Below are 16510 nucleotides of genomic sequence, written 5' to 3' on the forward strand. Positions count from 1 at the left end.
AGAGGAGTGCCCGCTTCAGCCGGTCCGTGCGGGCTCCTCGCGTGCTGCGGAGGGACGCGTGGCTGCGCCCGGGCGCGGCGCCTTCATTCCGGACACGGGGAACGGGGCGGGCAGCAGGAGTTCGGCGTTGCGGTCCTTCTCGCCACCGCGGTGGCTCTCGTCGACCTGGAGGTCGTTGACGGCCAACTCCCGTGCCAGGGACGCGAGTGCGCGCGGACTGCTCAGGTCGCCGTCGTTGGACAGCGGCGCCTCGATGTCGAGCACGGTGGTGAAGACGGAGATCGACTCGCGGCCCGCGCTGTCCCGTCCTGCGGCGATCTCGATGACGCGGCTCTGGACGGGCCAGTCGATGTGTGCCGCCGCCGAGACCTCCCAGAAGCCGCCCGGCCTGGCGTGGTCCGCGGGGCGCGCGTGCGGCCTGATCTCGTTGCGGTGCGTGTGGCCGTTCGCCATCAGGACGACGTTGGGGAAGCGCAGCAGCAGGGCTTCGACTTCCTCGCCGGAGCGGTGGTCGTTCTCGGTGTTCGTCATCGTGTGAATCGGGTGGTGGCAGAAGACGACGACGAGTCTGTCCCGTACGCCCTGCTGCGTCACGGCGTTGCCCGACTCGTCGAAGTAGGTGCTGCTGGACTCCTTCAACCGCTCCTCCAGCCAGCGGAACTGGTCCTCGTCGATCCCGCCGTTCGCGTTGCGCGCGATGTTGGTCAGGCCGCAGGGGTTGGTGGAGTCCAGGCTTATGTACTGGACCGGGTCGTTCTCGCCGGCCGGTATCGCGTAGTAGGCCTTGTCGCTTCCGGCTTCGAACCCGTGCCCCTGCGGCAGTCCGCTCGTGCGGTGGTGCTCCTCGACGAACTCGGCGGGGCTGAGCAGCCGTCTGGCCGGGTCGGCCGTGACGTCCTCCGACTCGACGCCGTCGAACACGGCCCTGATCACGTCGACGAGGTCCAAGTCGTCCATGTCGGCGGGGAGTTCGGGGCCCTCTGTCCACTTGGAGCCGTGCACGGTGTGGTACTGGAGCGAGTGGAAGAACGGCAGGTCGGTGTCGATGCGCAGGTTCCCCTGCGCCATCACGTCGTGGTTGCCGTACACGGCGTACCACGGCATGCCGAGACCGCCCCCGGTGAAGGGCTTGCGCGCGGCGCCCAACAGGCCCTGGATCTGGGGGAATCCGCGTCTGCCGTAGCGGTTCGCGGGGTCCGCCGGATCCTCGGGGCGCCAGTAGTGCTCGTTGCGGCCGAAGGTGCCGTTGGCGACGCTCTCGTCCCGTGTGAGCGAACCGGAGTCCGCCTGGACGGTCTTGCCGCCGTCGAGGAGGTCGATGTACCAACGGGTCTCGTTCAGCTGGGCGTTGTCGACTGCGTCACCCGTCACGACCGTGAAGGCGAGCGGCAGCCCCGTTCTCGGACCCTCGCCGAGCTGCCTGAGCGAACGGCACATCGCGTCGACGAGATGCAGCGAGAGGAATTCGTGTGCGCGGTAGCCCGCCGAGAAGGGCCAGCCCGAGTCGGGTTCGTCGTTGTAGCGGTCCAGGAACTCCACGCGGGACGGCGACTGGTCGTCGACGATGTGCAGATCGCTCAGGTGCCCGAACGCGGCGAGCGGCTTCAGCTTCTCCGCCCGTACGGAGGTGATGTCCGTGCGCAGCAGATGCTTCTCGCCCTCGCCCTCGACGAGCTTCCTGAAGCCCTTGCCGTCCGGCGGACCCGGGAGGACCGTCCTGCTCAGGGTGGTTCCGGCTCCCTTCCCGGGCAGCGGGGCGCCCGGGGAGAACAGCTTCGAGACGGCAAGCGCGGCACGGCCCTTGCCGCCCGCGTCGATGGCCGCGGCGGCCACACCTGCCGCGGCGAAGGTCAGCATCCTGCGACGTGAAAGCGGCACCCGGCCCATCCCCATCCCTGCTCGGACCTCCGCCCGCGGCAATGGGGGAGCCGCGGGCGGCGGTCACGGAAGAAGCGCCCCCCGCCGGTCACGCGAGGGGGCTGCCGCACGGCGTCCGTGCGGCAGGCAGGATTCTTGAACGGAAGGCGGGCCGTACGCATGAGTAATCACTACTCCCCCGCGGGAGGCCGGTCCGCCGGGGGAGTCCGGTCCCCGCGGGAGGCGGGTCCGACGCGGGTCAGCGGGTGCCGCTCAGCGGGCGCCGCGGTCCGCGCCGTCCGACGCCAGGCGGTGGAACCCCGTGATGAACGGAGTGATGCTCACCGGGAACGGGACGGCCGGCCCCGGTGCCAGCGCGGCCCGTACCTCCTCGTCCGGGGCGCCGTAGACGTCGAGCCGCTCGACGGCGCAGTGCTCCATCACCCCGGCGATGTAGGGGTCGGACAGTCTCCAGTGGGTGCGGACCGCCTCGGAGTCCGCATACAACTGGAAGCTGTGGGCGCGCAGTTCGGACTCGTCGACGAACACCTCGACCATGAGCTGCGGGCCGTGCTCCTCTGCGAAGTCGACGGCACGCCGGACCGCCTCCCTGAAGCCCTCCAGATGTCCCTCTGTGATCTTCATGGTGTTGTGCATCAGGACGGTGGTCGCGCCCGCTGCTGTTCCGGTTGTGGTCTCCATGGCGCGAGTCTTCAACTTGAACCTCCGTTGAAGTCAATTTCCTCAGGTGAGTCGATTCCTCAGGGGCTGTCCGCCGGATCCCTCAGGACCTGTCCGCCGGACAGGCGCTAGTGGATCCAGGAGTTGGCGAAGATGACGACCAGCCCGATCGCGAGGTCCACGCCGCCCGAACGGAACGACCCGGGCCATCCGCGTCCCGCGAGACGCGCGGCCCAGCTGCCCCAGGCGAACAGCGCGACGGTGTTGAACCACAGCGCCGCCTCCACGGCGTCGGCCTCCCGCAGCCAACCGGCGACCGCGAAGCAGAGCAGCACGGCCGTGGGCAGCGCGGCGGCGACCAGCGGCCACTCCGCGAGTACCCTCCGCACGGCGCTGGTCGTTGCGTTGCGGCTGTCGGCGGCGCGGTGGGCGACCGCGTGCGCGTAGCCGTGGGCGGCCGCCGTCGCCACAGCGGCGAGCAGCACCCACAGCAGGTCCGCCGCCGGATCCGGCTTCTCCTCCGGACTCTCCAGCGCTGCGACGAGCGCGCTGGCCAGTACGAGCCCGTACGTGCCCCCGAACAGTGCACGCTCGTCCGGCGGGTGCCGCCGGACCCACGTGAGCACCGCGGCGGCGTACGGCGGAAGGGGCCTGTCGTGCTGGGACATCAGTTCGCCTCGGCGCGGGAGGAGTTCAAGGTCCCGACATGCTCGCGCGCCGCCCGCGCCGTACCGCGCGGCGACGCGTACCGGGCGCGCCTCTTCCGCCGTACGGGACGCCCCTTCCGTGGCCGAGCAGCACACCTGGGACCTGTCGCTCGGATCTCCGCGGGCCCGCGACGACAGCTCCGGCACCTCGCTGCGGTGCTGCGGTGCTGCGGTGCCGGAGTCATCCGAGTACGTACAGCCCGCTGACCGCTGTCGGCACCGCTCACTGCTGTTCGGTGCGGCGGACACGGGCGCCCGCGGAGCCGGGTCCGCGAGCTTCCTGACGGGCGGCGGGGGAACCGGGGTCTTCGATGCCCGCCGCCGGAACGGTGGGGAGTACGGTCGAAAGAGGGAGCTTCTGCAGGTACAGCCGCTGAGCTGGAGGCGACCATGTCAATGGAAGTCGAGAGGCTGCCGGTCGAGCGGTCCGAGTTCCGTACGACGGACCCGGGAGCCGCGGAAGTCATGAGCGCCGAGATGTACGGCGCCTTCCGGCCGAGGTACGGCTCGACTGACGAGTTCATATTCGACGGGCGTCGTACGACCGCCGGGGAGATGAGCCTGGACCATCTCACGCACTCGGCCATGAGCATCGAATGCGCCCCTCTGGACTACTTGATGTTCGTCGTCGTCAGGGACGGCACGGTCACCGTGACCTCCGGCGACATCGAGACGAGGCTGCGTACCGGGGACACCGCGGTCTGGCCCCCCGGGGTTCCCCTGACGATCAGCTGGGACCGCCTCAGCAAGGAAGTCATCTCGGTTCCGTTCCAGGCAGCCGAGGAGGCGGCAGCCGAGTACGGGGCCGAGGGCGGATTCGACTTCGTCGGAACGACACCCGTCTCACCGGCGATGGACAGGTTCTGGCGTTCCACGGTCGGATTCGTCGCCAGTCAGCTGGAGTCCTCCGACAGTCCGCTGGCCGAGCCACTGGTCTACTCGCGGGCTCTCAAGCTGCTCGGTACGGCGGCAGTCAAGGCGTTCCCGAACAGCACGATGACGTCCGACTACCAGCCCGGTCCCGGTCAGATGGCGCCGGCGCTGCTGCGCCGAGCGGCCGCCTTCATGGAGATGAACGCCGAGCGGCCCCTCACCCTGACCGACGTCGCCGCGGCGGTGTCCGTCTCCCCGCGCTCGCTGCACCAAGGGTTCCTCCTTCAGTACGGGACGAGCCCGATGGGTTACCTGCGTCGCATCCGCCTCGAACGCGCACATCGCGACCTGCAGTTCACCGACCCCGCCATGGGTGCGTCGGTCGGCTCCGTCGCCGCCCGCTGGGGCTTCCCGAACCCCTCGAAGTTCTCCGACACGTACCGGGACGCGTTCGGGCAGCTGCCCGGTCACACGCTGTACTCCTGATCGCGGTCGGACAAGGCGTCGGACGGCGCTCACACAGGCCGTCCGGTGCCGGTCGGACAGGGCGGTCGGACCCCGCGGTCGGACCGGGCGCTTCTCACCGGATGCCGGGTGCTTCCCCGCCGTGCGGATCCGCACCGCGGATGCACTGCACCGCGTCTCCGCCGTGGCCGTGCCGGACCAGGACTCCCCGTGCTGCCGGCATGCGTCAGCCGGGCCGGGGACGTCCCGCGGCCAGGGAGGCCGCCGGTCCGGCCCGCGCTCAGTGAGTCCGGGTTCAGTCAGGTTCAGCCGGCCCGGGTTCAGTCCGCTCCCGCTTACGGCGGGTAGAAGGTGATCAAGGTGACGCTCCCGTCCGGGGCGACGAGCCGGACGGCAGGTTCCGGTACGTCTTCGCCGGTGACCTGGACCTGCTTCGGGTGCGCCACCATGTGCCGCATCACAACCGGGTAGCGCGGCGGCTCACCGCCGACGGCGACGATCACCACGTCGTCCTTCGGGTCGTACGAGAGCGAGGAGAACGGCAGCCGCTCGGCCTCGTACTGGTGGCCGATCGACGGGTCCAGCACCTCGATGCTGACGCGTTCTCCCTGATGCTCGGCGTCGAATGCGTCGAGTGCGGACCGCCACTCCTTGCGGTGGAGCGTGGAGGTGGAAGCCATGCCGGCCCTCCCGCTGAGGTGGTTCCGGTGAAGTGCTCTCCACGCCCACAGTGCCCCTCGGCACCACCCCCGGCCATGGCCCGGCAGGTCCAAAGCGCCGGTCGGCGCCTGCCCCGCCGGGCCCAGGCCGGGGCCTCGCGCTGCCGCCGGGTGGCTGTCCCCGGGGAGGGAGGACGCTGCCGGGAGGAGCCGGGGCGGGTACGCGACCGGACTCCTGCCGCTGCGGCACCGCGTCGGGCGGAGCGAGGTCTCCCGACCGCCGCGGCGGTGTCAGCAGGCCGGGCGAGCCTCTCGCGGCCCGTTACGTCAGTCGTTCAGCCGCGGCCCGTCACGTCAGCAGCCCGACGAGCCTGTCGCGGACGCCGTCCCGGCCGTCCACCCGGTCCGGCACCAGCTGCTTCAGGTCGCGCGGATCCCGCGCGAGGACGTGCAGCCGCCCGTCGTCGCGCGCGAGGATCAGATCGGTACTGCCGGTCGCGACCTCCGCCGATCCCTGTGCGGTGAAGTGGGTGACGGTCACCAGCGCGGAACGTTCCGACGCGGCGAGCACGGCATCGGTGTCGATCGCCTCGTCGGGGTCCGCCAGGTGCCCCCGCGGCAACCAGTCGATGAGGACGCGGAGCGCCTCGTCGAGCTTGTGCAGGCCGATCTGGTGGACGCCGAGCGCGTCGATGCGGACCATCAGGCAGATGTCCTCGGGCTGGGGAAGCACCAGGATCCGCCACGGCTCCCCCGGACCCGTACCGGTCGTACGGGCGTCGAGCACCGAACGTGCCCGACGCTGGAAGGCCACGATGATGCCCAGGTCGCCCCGGACCTGCACCTGCTCGCCGTCGGAGCCCGCAAGCAGCAGCTGGCGCGCCGCCAGCGAGCGGACGGCCTCGGCGAGCACCTCGTCCGACGGCCGCGCCTCCAGGAAGTCCACGATCGCGTCCACGGCTGTGAGCTCGGCGACCGTGTACGCACCGAGCAGCACCGGCCCCGTGTCCACGAGATGCAGCACGGCCGGGACCAGGCCCTCCGGGACGGACGCGTCGCCGATCTCCGCTTCCGCTTCCGGCCTCGGCTCACGGCCCGGCCCAGGTTCCGGTGCAGGCCCGTCGCGCTCCGCGTCGCTCATGCTGCCCCTCTTTCCGGTCCCTCGGGCCTCTGCGGTTCCCCGGGGCTCTGCGGTTCCCCGGGGCTCTGCGGTTCCCCGGGGCTCTGCGGTTCCCCGGGCCTGTGCGATTCGTCCGGCCCTTCTCGTCCGTCCGGCGAGGCGGCCCCCTCCAGCCAGGCGCGTGCCGTCCTGGGCGGCCGGGGCTGCTCCCGCACGACCTCGGCTGCGCTGGGCGAGGGCGTCTCGGTGACCCACACCTCGGAACTGCCGAAGAGGCCCCGGCCGGCCCTGCCGGACAGCGACCGGCCCAGCTCCGCGGCCAGGTCCTCCCGGTCGGGAGGGGGAAAGCGGGACGCCAGGTCCTGGGACACGGCGGTCACATCGTCGTCCGTCTCGATCCGGCGCAGCGCCCGGGTCAGTGACCGTGCGACCGGAGGAGTCAGGGACGTGGGAACCGCCAGGACCGGCGACAGGTACATCGGGTACCGCTCCGTCATCCGTGACAGGCCCCAGGGCCCGACGTTGCTGCGGGTGACCCGGTAGACGACGTAGTCCACGAGATGCCGCACGTCGTTCAGGCCGGGCAGCCTGCCCTTGCCGAAGGCGGCCGGGGTCTTCTCCAGCTGCACCCAGGTGCCCTGCGCCGTCCGGCCGTGCAGCTTCTCCCGTACGACCTGGCCGTGCATCCCGATGTCGGGATAGCGTGCCTTGTCGATGTCGCGGTGGTGGCTGGACAGCCGCGGCCGGCTGCCTCTGGCGGACCGCCAGTCCTCGTAGAGCCGCGGATCGTCGACCAGCACATGGCCGCCGCACAGCACGTCGTGCAGCTGCGGCACCTGCAGTCCCTTGCGCTCCAGATCGGCGAGGATCGACGCTTCCTCCGGGCTGAGGCGGCGGACCGCCGCCAAGAGGCCCTTCCGGTACGCGCCCGCCCGAGCGGTGAGCTCGATCATGAGCCCGACCCGGCGGCGCTGCTCCTCGGCCGCACGGACCCGGACGGCCTGGGAAGCCGCCTTGCCGGAACGCCCGCCGCGCGAGGACGACGCCGATGCGTGCTTGCGCTTCACCCGGCCAGTACAGCACGGCGGACGGCGGCGCGCGCGGGCTCGTCTCGGCCTCCAAGTGGCCTCTGGCCTGGCCTTTTGCGTCCCGCTCGACGTCCGGCGCCGTCGCACGCCCGCCGGGGTCGCCGGCGGCAGTGATGGTTCGGACGGGTGGCTTCCCGCCCCCTGCACGTGCCGGAGCGTGTCCCGCCCGGTGAGGGTGCCGGGCGGGACGCCGGGCCCGCGCCGCTCGCCGGGACGGGCACAGGTGTCTTCGCTCGTCCAGGCGCCCCGGCCCCGCGTTCGACCGGCGCGGCCATTCGTCCGACCGGCGCGGCACCGGCACCGGCACCGGCACCGGGACCGCCTGCGGCTCGTTCACCACCTCACGGCGGTGAAGTCGACCGGGCGGGGGCGCAGTTGACCGGTCCGTTCCGCGAGGGCCCGCAGTCTGGCGGACATCTCACCGGCGGGGAGCAGCCGCCGGTCGCCGTGGCCCGGGAGGATCCACTCGAAGCGCACCTGCGCGGCCGCTCTGGCCAGTGAGGCGGCCAACTCCTCGATGGAGTACCAGGTCACGCTCTCCGCCACCTCCAGATCGCCGGTGGAGCGCGACCAGTAGACACTGTCGCCGCTGAAGCCGTACCGGTCGTCCGCGAGGTAAAGCACGCTGCCCTCCGTATGGCCGGGCACCGGCAGGGCGGTGACCCCCTCGCCGATCTCCGTGGGCCCGAGTCCGCGGATCACCCGGTCCGCGTCCGGCGCCGCGTCGAGGTCTCCCTCGTGGATCCACAGCCGGGCGCCGAAGTGGTCGGCGTAGCGGCGGCCGTGCGCGGCGTGGTCGCGGTGGGTCAGCAGCACATCGGTGACGCGGCCCGACTCCTCGTAGCGTTCGGCCAGTTCACGGCTCCAGCGCGGGGTGTCGATCATCATCAGCGTGCCGGACGCCCGCACGAGCAGGTACGAGTTGGCTCCCGCCGTCCGGCGTGAGTTGTGCCCGCAGACGAACACCCTGTCGTCGAGTGCCATCGGGAACGGGTCGAGCGTTTCGTCGGGCCTGCCGGAGACCGGACGGATCGAACGCGTGGGGCAGGCGAAGACGGCGGCGTGCAGGCGCCGCATGTCTTCTTCGTCGCGCGGCGGGCGCAGGATCTGGGACCTTCCTCCTCTTTCACCGATGAGTCCGGGCGCGAACTGACGGGCTGCATCGCAGTTGGTGCAGCGGTCGTCCACGTACCAGCTGTCCACGACAGGTCTCCTTCCGGCAGGGAACGCCCAGGTCCACGGGCGCCGGTTCAGGGATAACCGCTCGCGGGGCGGAACCGACAGACCCCGCTGATCTGGTATTCCGGGACCGGGTGCGCTCTCCGTCGGGTCGGACAACGCCCCCTCGCAGACGAAGGCGCAGGCCGGCTCCGCCGCTCATGAACCTCGAGAGCCTGCGGCTGTTCGGGCTTCGCCGGGACGCACAGCCGTGCGAGGACCGCGGTGGGAGGCCGCGGTGATCCGCGAGTCGGGTGCGGGCCACCGCGGCCCCGGGCAGCCGGTGCGCGTCCGGATGCTCCTGCGGATCTCAGTCCTGGAAGACCAGCGTGCGCTGAGGGGCGGCCGAACCGGCGGCGCCCTGGGTGAAGTTCTCCTCGACCTCGGCCTTCTCCGACGCGTCGGGGTCGGCGTTGGTGCAGGAGACCCCGGCGCTGGACCCGGACATCAGGCTGGAGCACGGGCCGGGCTTCATGTCGGGCAGGCCGAGGATGTGGCCCAGTTCGTGCGAGGCGATGCGGGTGGTGTGGTAGCCCTGCTGCACCGCCTCGCGGCCCATGTAGACGGTGCCGTTGCCGAGGCTGGTGGTGACGGCGCGGGGCCAGCCGTCGTCGGCGACGATGCGCACGTTGGCCTGCGCGCCGTCCGCCGCCTTCTCGAGGCGGACGGCCGTGACGCTGTCGTTCCACACCTTCACGCCGCTGTCGACCGCCTCGGCGAACTCGGCCGATCCGCTGGAGTCGTAGGTGAGGACCTTCGGTTCGGCGGCGCTCCGGGGTGATTCCGCCGGTGCGGCGGCTGCCTGGCCGCCGAGCAGGGCGACGACCGTCAGCGACCCGGCGAGGGCTGCTCTGGTGACATTACGGACAGACACATCGGCCTCCTGGTGGGGGACAGAGCTCTGATGTTGGCGTGTACATGCCCCAGTTGGGTTCGGCGGACTCCTGCGGGAGCCAAAGCGGCCGGTTCTCGCGCAGGCCCCGATCCGGGTGCGCCCGGAGGAGCGAGGACTTAGCATCCGCTGACGACCGCACCCTGGGGGCATGACGATGGACGATGTCGAAATGCGGCACCTGCGCCGCTGCGTTGAACTGGCGACCGAGGCCCTGGAGGCGGGCGACGAGCCGTTCGGCTCCGTGCTCGCCGCCGCGGACGGCACGCCCCTGGCCGAGGACCGCAACCGCGTGGCCCTCGGCGACCGCACCCGCCACCCGGAGTTCGAGCTGGCACGCTGGGCCGCGGCGAACATGACCCCTGCCGAGCGGGCGACGGCGACCGTCTACACGTCGGGCGAGCACTGCCCGATGTGCGCCGCCGCGCACGGCTGGGTGGGTCTGGGCCGCATCGTCTACGTGAGCTCCTCCGAGCAACTGTCGGGCTGGCTCGCGGAATTGGGGGTTCCAGCGCCTCCCGTGCGGACGCTCCCCATCCAGGAGGTCGCCCCCGCAGTCGTGGTGGAAGGCCCGGTTCCCGAACTCGCCGAGGCCGTCCACGACTTGCACCGCCGCCTCCACGGCGCGCCCTGAGAAACGACACCCGCTCCTGCGCGCCGAGCGCGCGGCGGCCGAACGGGCCGACCTCGGTGGGTGCGCGGGCAGTTGCCGGGGGCGCGCGTACCGCCGTCGATACCGCGCTGCCGCCCGTGCCGCGCTGCCGGGGGCGCGCGTACCGCCGCCGGTACCGCACTGCCGAGGGCTTGCCTACTGCCGCCCGCGCTGCACTGCCGCCGGCCCGCGTACCGCCGCCCGCCCCCGCGCTGCCGACGGCCCGCGGGCGGCCGGTCGTTCACGGCAGGCGGCCCCGCAGTGCCCAGAAGGTGACGGCCACCGCGAGCCCGGCCATGCCGAGGAGGAGAAGGGTCTCGACGAGCTGGATGGGCCAGAAGTGCGAAGCGGGATGGATCTGCATGATCTCGCGTGTGGCTTGGTCGGCGCCCGTCGACCGCGCGTCCGGGACCTCGTACCGGAACTCCTGGGCGTCGTCGGGCATCCGGCCCCGCCAGTCCCAGCGGTCCTTCGGCCACAGCTCGGAGCGGAAGATGTCGCCGAGCAGCCGCACGAGGAGGGTGAGGCCGAACGCCGCGCCGAGAGCCGGCATCGCTCTCCCCGTCAGCAGCGCGACGAGCGTGCCGAGGGCCAGGGCGAGGAGTGCGTAGGCGAGAACGGCCGGCCCCATGGCGTTGAACATGCCGGACGCGTACCAGGGGTCGAGGAGGTTCTCCTCGCCCGAGAGCCACGCGAGGCGGAAGGCGAGCGCCATCGCTGCCGTGCCGGCCGCGATCAGCAGCGCCGCGAGGCCGAGCTTGACGGCGAGCCAGCGAAGGGGGCTGACCGACTGGGTCCACAGGAGGTCGACCGTGCCCGCCTCGAAGTCGCCTCCGATGTACACACCGCCGGCGTAGGCGGCGACGGCGAACGGCACGCCCGCGATGAGGAAGGCCGTCAGGTCCATCAGACTCCGGTGGTCCCAGCCCGGGACGACGGCTGACCCCTCGGTGCAGAAGGCCTCGGCTTTCAGCTCCGTGCACAGCCTCTTCGCTTCGCGGATGTCCAAGCCCTCGAAGTGGAGCCAGACGGCACCGGCGACGACGAGGACCACGAACGTGATCCACACCCACAGCGCGACGCGGTGCACGCGCAGCACCGTCCAGACCGTGCCGCGCGGCCGGAGGCGGGCGACCGGTTCCGGTGAGGCTTCGGTCGAGGTGACGTTCGGCGTGCTCATGCGTCGGCCTCCTGACGGGCTGCGGACACGGCGCCGGCGGACACCGTGCCGGTGGGCACAGGTCCGGAGGGCGGGCCGTCGGCGGGTACGGCGCCGGCCGGTACCGCATCGGCGAGCAGCAGGTCCGGCACGTCCGGGTTGCGGAGATAGCCGAGAAGCAACTCCTCCAACGTGGGCTCCTCCACGGCCCATTCGGCCCCCCGGGATGCCCCTGACTCCTTTGACCCCTCTGACTCCTCAGGCCCTTCTGACCCCTCGGCACCCTCGTCCGGCTCTGCGTCCCCCTCGTCCGGCCCGAGGGTCTGCTCGTCGTCCGCGTGACCCGTACCGGCCGGGGCGTCGAGTCCGCCGGCCGTGCGGACCAGCGCCGTGCGGCCGCGCCCCGCGTCGTACTCCTCGACGACCTGGTGCGGGCCGAAGTCCTCGCGCAGTCCGGTGAGAACACGGTGGGCGTCCATCAGGCCGTCCTGATCGCCGGCCAGCCGTATCCGGCCGGAGCCGAGCAGCAGCAGGTAGTCGCAGGCGCCCTCCAGGTCCGCGACGACGTGCGAGGACATCACGATGGTGGTGCCGCGCCCGGCCGCGTCGGCCATCAGGGCCCCGGTCAGTTCGTGCCGTGCGAGCGGGTCGATGTCGGCCATCGGCTCGTCCAGCAGCAGCAGTTCGGGGCTCTTGCCGAAGGCGAGGGCGAGCGAGACGCGGGTGCGCAGGCCGCCCGAGAGCGTCCGGACCTTCGAACGGGGTGCGATCCCGTCTCCTCCGTATGCGATGCGCTCGGCGGCGTCCTGGTCCCAGCGGCGGGGGTTGAGTTCGGCGCCGAGCCGAAGCGTCGCCTCGACGGTCAACTGCGGGTAGAGCGGCTTGTGCTGGGCGACGTACGCGATGCGTTCACGGGCCGCCGCCGGGGTCGTCCCCAGCAGCCGTACGGTCCCCTCGGTCGGCCGCATCAGCCCGGCCGCTATGGCGAGAAGGGTGGACTTGCCGGCGCCGTTGGGCCCGACGAGTCCGCAGATGCGGCCCGCGGGCAGCCGGAAGGTGCAGTCACGCAGCACGTGTTGACGGCTGCGCGCGTAACCCATGCCGAGGCCGAGCGCTTCGAGTGCGGCGTTGCCCTCCTCGCCGCTCCCGGTGCTCTCCTCGCCGGTTCCGGTGCTCGGGGCGCTCCCGGTGCTCGGGCCGCTCCCGCCGCTCGGGCCGTTACCGGCGTCCCCGAGGCCCCCGACGGCGACGGCGTGTCGGGCGGGCGTCCGGGCCTCCCTGCTCCCGTTCTCCTCGGCGTCTTCGGCCTCAGTCATCGATCCCCCTCGGGAAACTCCTGGTCAAGTGCGGAATTGAACAGCGCCGTGACGACCTCGCGGTCAAGTCCCGCCTCATGTGCGCGTTTCAGCCAGTCGGCCAGCTCCGTGCCGAACGGGGAGCCGGCGGACGCGCCGTCCAGCGATTTCCGTACGAACGTGCCCAGGCCGCGGCGCGCCTCGACGAGCCCCTCGCGTTCCAGCTCGCGGTACGCCTTGAGCACCGTGTTCGGGTTGACGGCGGTCGCCTCAACGACCTCGCGGGCGGTGGGCAGCCGGTCGCCCGGTTCCAGCAGTCCGAGCCGCAGCGCCTGCCTGGTCTGCTGGACGATCTGGAGGTACGTGGCGACGCCGCTGCGCCGGTCGATCCGGAAAGTGAGCACTCACCTCCACCACCCTTTCACTAATCAAGTAGTGAAAGGGTGGTGGGCGGCGGTCTCGGTGTCAACCTCTTGCTTCCGTACGTCAGTTGGCGGGCGTCCCAGTCGTCACACGGACGGAGCATGACGAGCACGACCGTCCGCGGCGGCGCCCCCGGCGGGCCGCAGCGGGCTGTGGAGACAGAAGGACGGCACAGCCCGGGGGCCGTGAAAAGAGAGGGAGGGCGACCCCGGGTGTGCGCCGGAAGAGGCAGGCCGAACCGGTCAGGAATCGAGAAGCGCGGTCACCGCGCCGTGGCTAGCGTGACTGCATGGACATCACCATTCACACGAGCGTTCTCCCGCACGACGACCCGGAAGCCTCCCTGGCCTTCTTCCGCGACACCCTCGGCTTCGAGGTCCGCAACGACGTCGGCAAGGGCAAGATGCGCTGGATTACGGTCGGCCCCGCCGGCCAGCCCGGCACATCCATCCTCCTGGCGCCTCCGGCCGCAGACCCGGGCATCACCGACGACGAGCGCCGCACCATCGCGGAGATGATGGCCAAGGGCACCTACGGATGGATCCTGCTGGCCACCTCCGACCTCGACGGCACTTTCGCGCAGGTGCAGGCCGGCGACGCCGAGGTCGTCCAGGAACCGGCCGAGCAGCCCTACGGCGTCCGCGACTGCGCCTTCCGTGATCCGGCCGGCAACATGATCCGCATCCAGGAACTGCGCTGAGCGGGCCGGCGGCCGCAGCGGCGACCGGCCTCGCCCGCCGCCGGCCGGTCACCTGCCGGCCCGCGGCCCGCGTCAGCCGTCCACCCCGCGGTCGAGCTCCCAGAGCTGAAGCAGGGAAGAGGAGTTGAGCGCCCACTCCACGCCTGTGATGTCGTCGTGGGCCGCGACGTACTGCTTGCCCTGCCACAGCGGCAGCACCGGCACGTCGCGGGCGACGATGTTCTGGGCGCGGGTGAACTTCCTCGTGGCGTCCGCGCGGTCGGGCTCACGCCGGGTCTGCGGGATCAGCTCCTCACGGATCTCCTTGTTGGAGTACGGGGAGTTGAGCACGTTGTCCTTCTCGAGGAAGGGCGCGATGAAGTTGTCCGCGTCCGGGAAGTCCGGGAGCCAGCCGAAGCCGTAGACCTGGTACTTCCCTTCCAGGGCGGCGGAGCTGTAGGAGTCCGGGGGCTCGCTCTCGAGGGTCGCGTCGAAGACCCCGCTCTCGTTGAGCTGCTTCCCGAGCACGGCGAACTCGCTGGCCGCGGAGCTGCCCCGGCTCGTACGCGGGTAGTGGAGGGAGAGCTTCACCGGGGTCTTCACATCGGCCTCGCGCAGGGTGCGCTTTGCGGCCTCGACGTCCGGTTCGCCGTACTCGTTGAAGAAGGAGTTCGTGTGTCCCAGCAGGCCGCCGGGGACGATGGAGTACAGCGGCTCGGCGGTGCGTGAGTAGACGTCGCCGACCAGTTGCTTGCGGTCGATGACCTGGGCGAACGCCTGCCGCACCGCACGCCGGCCCACCGTCTTGTCCTCCGTGTCGAAGACGAGGTAGCGCACTCCCTGTCCCGGCTGCTCGACGAGCCTGATGCCCTTGTCCCGGTCCGCCTCCAGCTGCTGGACGAACCGGGAGGTGATGCCGCGGTTCATCATGTCGATGCGGCCGGATTCGAGGGCCTTCTGAAGCGCTTCGGAGGAGCGGAAGAAGCGCAGTTCGATCTTGTCGTTCTTCGCCTCGGAGCCGCCCCGGTAGTCCGAGTTCCTGGTGAGGAGCACCTTGCGCCCCTTGGAGTCGAAGTCGTCGAGCACGTACGGCCCCGAACCGGTCCGCTTGAAGCCCTTGGCGAGGCGGTCGGCCGGATAGGTCCGGCTGTCGACGATCGAGGCCGCCGGGGTGGCCAGCTTGTACGGGAAGGTGGCGTCGGGCTTCTTCAGGTGGAAGACGACCTTGTCGGCGCCTTCGGACTCGACCTTGGCGACGTTGCCGAGCAGTGAGGCCGGGCCGCCCTGGACGTTGAGGCGGAGCAGGCGCTCGATGGAGAATTCGACGTCCTCGGCGGTCAGCTTGTTGCCGTTGGAGAAGGTCAGCCCGTCCCGCAGGGTGCAGCTGTACTGGTCGTTGCGCCCGCCGGCGAACCGGCACTTCTCGGCCGCGTCCGTCACCGGTTCGGTGCCCGAGCGGGGCGGCCGCAACAGCGTCTGGAACGTGTTGCGCATGATGTTCCAGGAGCCGATGTCGTAGGAGGCTGCCGGGTCGAAGGGCGCGGGGGTGTCCTCGGTCACCGCGACTTTCGCCGTCGTACCGACCACGATGGGCTTTCTCTGGTCGCCTCTTCCGTCCACCGCGCCGCTGCAGGCGACGAGGGTGGAGGCGAGCAGCCCGACAAGGGCGAGCGGCGTGAGCGTCCTGCGGTTCATGGTCGGCGCCCTCCTGTGTCCGGCCAGAGGTTGTCGCACATGCGAAATGGCGCGGGGAGACGCTAATGCTTCCGCAGTGACAATCTGATGCAGTGCGGTGAGGAATGGCTACCCCCCGGCGGGACCAGGCGGCGGCGTATCCGCAATACGAACGCGGGAACGTATCGCACTTCAGTGAATCAATGCGGGCACACCGGTCCGTGGAATGCCCGTTTGGCTCGGCTTCAACCACATGGGCGTGGGGGGTGTCGATGGCTCGGCACGTGATGAACGTCACGTCAACTCCCGTACGGGCTGGGCCAGTTCACCCTCGTTGAACCCCTTCCGTCGCGTCGCCGAGAACAGGGACGCCCGCATCGGAACGGCTCCCGGAAATACCTGTTCGTGATTTCCGGATCGTTGAGCCATTGTCCGGAAAGAACAGACTCGGCAGGAAGCTGCAAAAGCACTGACCGAGACGCCGCGACTTCTGCTCCGAAGTGCTCCCACTCGCGGCGGATGCTTTCCGGGCGGGCCGGATCAGGATTGCCCGGGGTAATCGACTGCGTCGGACACGTGCTGTCCGGCACCGGACCCGGCACGCGGCGGCACCGTCACCGGACCCCGTCCGGCCGGTGACTTCTTTCCCGACGCCCTCGTCCGAACCGCCGTACGCCGCAACGCCCTCAGGGACTCCTCCGCCCGGTCTTGTCGTGTGCGGGGTGCGGCCGGACGGTGTGCGAGGCCACGTCTGCGGGGCGGGTGTTGACGTTTGCTGTCGGGGGTGGGGGGCACGCGGAGGTCAGTGCTTCGGCAAGAAGGCACATCCGCGGGAGCGGGGCTCGTTCGAGAGCCCGGTCTTTGCGCGTGACCGTTTGTTCGGTCCGTCCCGGTTGTGTCTTGTCTCCCGCGGTGTCCGCAGATGCAGTACACCGAGGGGAAGTAGGCCAAGCACATGACTTCTGTATCGATGCGCACTTCGCGTGCCCGTCGTCCGCATGATGACGCTCCTGATACGGCGGAGGATTTCCGGCGGATTGTCTCTTTGCCCGAGGGGGTGGAGAGGGA

At 71.0% G+C, this 16510-nt stretch carries 14 protein-coding genes and 1 pseudogene; 3 read left to right on the plus strand and 12 right to left on the minus strand.

Annotation, left to right across the window (positions count from 1 at the left end; all coding sequences use genetic code 11):
• Nucleotides 1-15: 15 nt before the first annotated feature.
• The 3 genes from H180DRAFT_RS05880 to H180DRAFT_RS05890 form a co-directional block, all read right to left on the minus strand.
• Nucleotides 16-1857, minus strand: a complete 1842-nt coding sequence (locus tag H180DRAFT_RS05880; RefSeq protein WP_055484865.1) for a TIGR03767 family metallophosphoesterase — start codon at nucleotides 1855-1857, stop codon at nucleotides 16-18.
• Nucleotides 1858-2130: 273 nt separating this feature from the next.
• A complete protein-coding gene (locus H180DRAFT_RS05885; RefSeq protein ID WP_055484866.1) occupies nucleotides 2131-2559 on the minus strand; it encodes a hypothetical protein in 429 nt (142 codons plus the stop codon).
• Nucleotides 2560-2666: 107 nt separating this feature from the next.
• Nucleotides 2667-3206 carry a hypothetical protein gene (locus H180DRAFT_RS05890; protein ID WP_055484867.1) on the minus strand — a complete coding sequence of 180 codons (540 nt, stop codon included), beginning with the start codon at nucleotides 3204-3206 and terminating at the stop codon, nucleotides 2667-2669.
• A gap of 429 nt (nucleotides 3207-3635) precedes the next feature.
• On the opposite strand from H180DRAFT_RS05890, the gene H180DRAFT_RS05895 reads away from it, so the two are divergent.
• Nucleotides 3636-4604, plus strand: a complete 969-nt coding sequence (locus tag H180DRAFT_RS05895; protein WP_079099868.1) for an AraC family transcriptional regulator — start codon at nucleotides 3636-3638, stop codon at nucleotides 4602-4604.
• Nucleotides 4605-4918: 314 nt separating this feature from the next.
• Here the strand turns inward: H180DRAFT_RS05895 and H180DRAFT_RS05900 are convergent, their stop codons facing one another.
• The 5 genes from H180DRAFT_RS05900 to H180DRAFT_RS05920 all read right to left on the minus strand — a co-directional run bounded on the left by H180DRAFT_RS05900 (nucleotide 4919) and on the right by H180DRAFT_RS05920 (nucleotide 9542).
• On the minus strand, nucleotides 4919-5263 hold the full coding sequence (locus tag H180DRAFT_RS05900; protein ID WP_055484869.1) for a DUF5335 family protein: 345 nt from the start codon (nucleotides 5261-5263) through the stop codon (nucleotides 4919-4921).
• 328 nt (nucleotides 5264-5591) lie between these two features.
• Nucleotides 5592-6383, minus strand: coding sequence for a hypothetical protein (locus H180DRAFT_RS05905; protein ID WP_055484870.1), 792 nt, complete (start codon nucleotides 6381-6383; stop codon nucleotides 5592-5594).
• Nucleotides 6380-7429: a hypothetical protein gene (locus tag H180DRAFT_RS05910; protein ID WP_055484871.1), complete on the minus strand. Its 1050-nt coding sequence runs from the start codon at nucleotides 7427-7429 to the stop codon at nucleotides 6380-6382. Before H180DRAFT_RS05910 ends, H180DRAFT_RS05905 begins: the two co-directional genes overlap by 4 nt.
• 354 nt (nucleotides 7430-7783) lie before the next feature.
• Nucleotides 7784-8653 (minus strand): 4Fe-4S domain-containing protein, encoded by an 870-nt coding sequence (locus H180DRAFT_RS05915; protein ID WP_055484872.1) that lies wholly within the window; start codon nucleotides 8651-8653, stop codon nucleotides 7784-7786.
• 325 nt (nucleotides 8654-8978) lie between these two features.
• The gene (locus H180DRAFT_RS05920) at nucleotides 8979-9542 is read right to left on the minus strand and encodes a snapalysin family zinc-dependent metalloprotease (RefSeq protein WP_055484873.1); all 564 of its coding nucleotides are present in this window, start codon (nucleotides 9540-9542) and stop codon (nucleotides 8979-8981) included.
• Between the two features lie 169 nt (nucleotides 9543-9711).
• On the opposite strand from H180DRAFT_RS05920, the gene H180DRAFT_RS05925 reads away from it, so the two are divergent.
• On the plus strand, nucleotides 9712-10194 hold the full coding sequence (locus tag H180DRAFT_RS05925) for a nucleoside deaminase (protein WP_175437719.1): 483 nt from the start codon (nucleotides 9712-9714) through the stop codon (nucleotides 10192-10194).
• 259 nt (nucleotides 10195-10453) lie between these two features.
• On the opposite strand, the gene H180DRAFT_RS05930 is transcribed toward H180DRAFT_RS05925, so the two are convergent.
• The 3 genes and pseudogenes from H180DRAFT_RS05930 to H180DRAFT_RS05940 all read right to left on the minus strand — a co-directional run bounded on the left by H180DRAFT_RS05930 (nucleotide 10454) and on the right by H180DRAFT_RS05940 (nucleotide 13070).
• A complete protein-coding gene (locus tag H180DRAFT_RS05930) occupies nucleotides 10454-11392 on the minus strand; it encodes a hypothetical protein (RefSeq protein ID WP_055484874.1) in 939 nt (312 codons plus the stop codon).
• A 338-nt stretch (nucleotides 11393-11730) separates the two neighbouring features.
• Nucleotides 11731-12471: pseudogene (locus H180DRAFT_RS05935) on the minus strand (ABC transporter ATP-binding protein); the annotation flags it as partial.
• Between the two features lie 212 nt (nucleotides 12472-12683).
• Nucleotides 12684-13070, minus strand: a complete 387-nt coding sequence (locus tag H180DRAFT_RS05940) for a GntR family transcriptional regulator (RefSeq protein WP_055484875.1) — start codon at nucleotides 13068-13070, stop codon at nucleotides 12684-12686.
• Between the two features lie 308 nt (nucleotides 13071-13378).
• Between H180DRAFT_RS05940 and H180DRAFT_RS05945 the strand changes: the two genes are divergently transcribed.
• Entirely contained in the window at nucleotides 13379-13789 is a 411-nt protein-coding gene (locus H180DRAFT_RS05945) for a VOC family protein (RefSeq protein WP_055484876.1), read from the plus strand.
• A gap of 72 nt (nucleotides 13790-13861) precedes the next feature.
• Here H180DRAFT_RS05945 and H180DRAFT_RS05950 read toward each other — a convergent pair whose 3' ends face one another.
• The gene (locus H180DRAFT_RS05950; protein ID WP_055484877.1) at nucleotides 13862-15463 is read right to left on the minus strand and encodes an ABC transporter substrate-binding protein; all 1602 of its coding nucleotides are present in this window, start codon (nucleotides 15461-15463) and stop codon (nucleotides 13862-13864) included.
• Nucleotides 15464-16510 lie beyond the last annotated feature (1047 nt).

The sequence above is a fragment of the Streptomyces sp. WMMB 322 genome (assembly GCF_900090145.1).
Lineage (GTDB): Bacteria > Actinomycetota > Actinomycetes > Streptomycetales > Streptomycetaceae > Streptomyces.

What these genes read in the sequence shown, in the direction of transcription:
- H180DRAFT_RS05890 (WP_055484867.1), bottom strand. Translation starts at nt 3,206, where the DNA reads ATGTCCCAGCACGACAGGCCCCTTCCGCCGTACGCCGCCGCGGTGCTC.
- H180DRAFT_RS05930 (WP_055484874.1), bottom strand. Translation starts at nt 11,392, where the DNA reads ATGAGCACGCCGAACGTCACCTCGACCGAAGCCTCACCGGAACCGGTC.
- H180DRAFT_RS05900 (WP_055484869.1), bottom strand. Translation starts at nt 5,263, where the DNA reads ATGGCTTCCACCTCCACGCTCCACCGCAAGGAGTGGCGGTCCGCACTC.
- H180DRAFT_RS05905 (WP_055484870.1), bottom strand. Translation starts at nt 6,383, where the DNA reads ATGAGCGACGCGGAGCGCGACGGGCCTGCACCGGAACCTGGGCCGGGC.
- H180DRAFT_RS05945 (WP_055484876.1), top strand. Translation starts at nt 13,379, where the DNA reads ATGGACATCACCATTCACACGAGCGTTCTCCCGCACGACGACCCGGAA.
- H180DRAFT_RS05895 (WP_079099868.1), top strand. Translation starts at nt 3,636, where the DNA reads ATGTCAATGGAAGTCGAGAGGCTGCCGGTCGAGCGGTCCGAGTTCCGT.
- H180DRAFT_RS05880 (WP_055484865.1), bottom strand. Translation starts at nt 1,857, where the DNA reads ATGCTGACCTTCGCCGCGGCAGGTGTGGCCGCCGCGGCCATCGACGCG.
- H180DRAFT_RS05885 (WP_055484866.1), bottom strand. Translation starts at nt 2,559, where the DNA reads ATGGAGACCACAACCGGAACAGCAGCGGGCGCGACCACCGTCCTGATG.
- H180DRAFT_RS05925 (WP_175437719.1), top strand. Translation starts at nt 9,712, where the DNA reads ATGACGATGGACGATGTCGAAATGCGGCACCTGCGCCGCTGCGTTGAA.
- H180DRAFT_RS05950 (WP_055484877.1), bottom strand. Translation starts at nt 15,463, where the DNA reads ATGAACCGCAGGACGCTCACGCCGCTCGCCCTTGTCGGGCTGCTCGCC.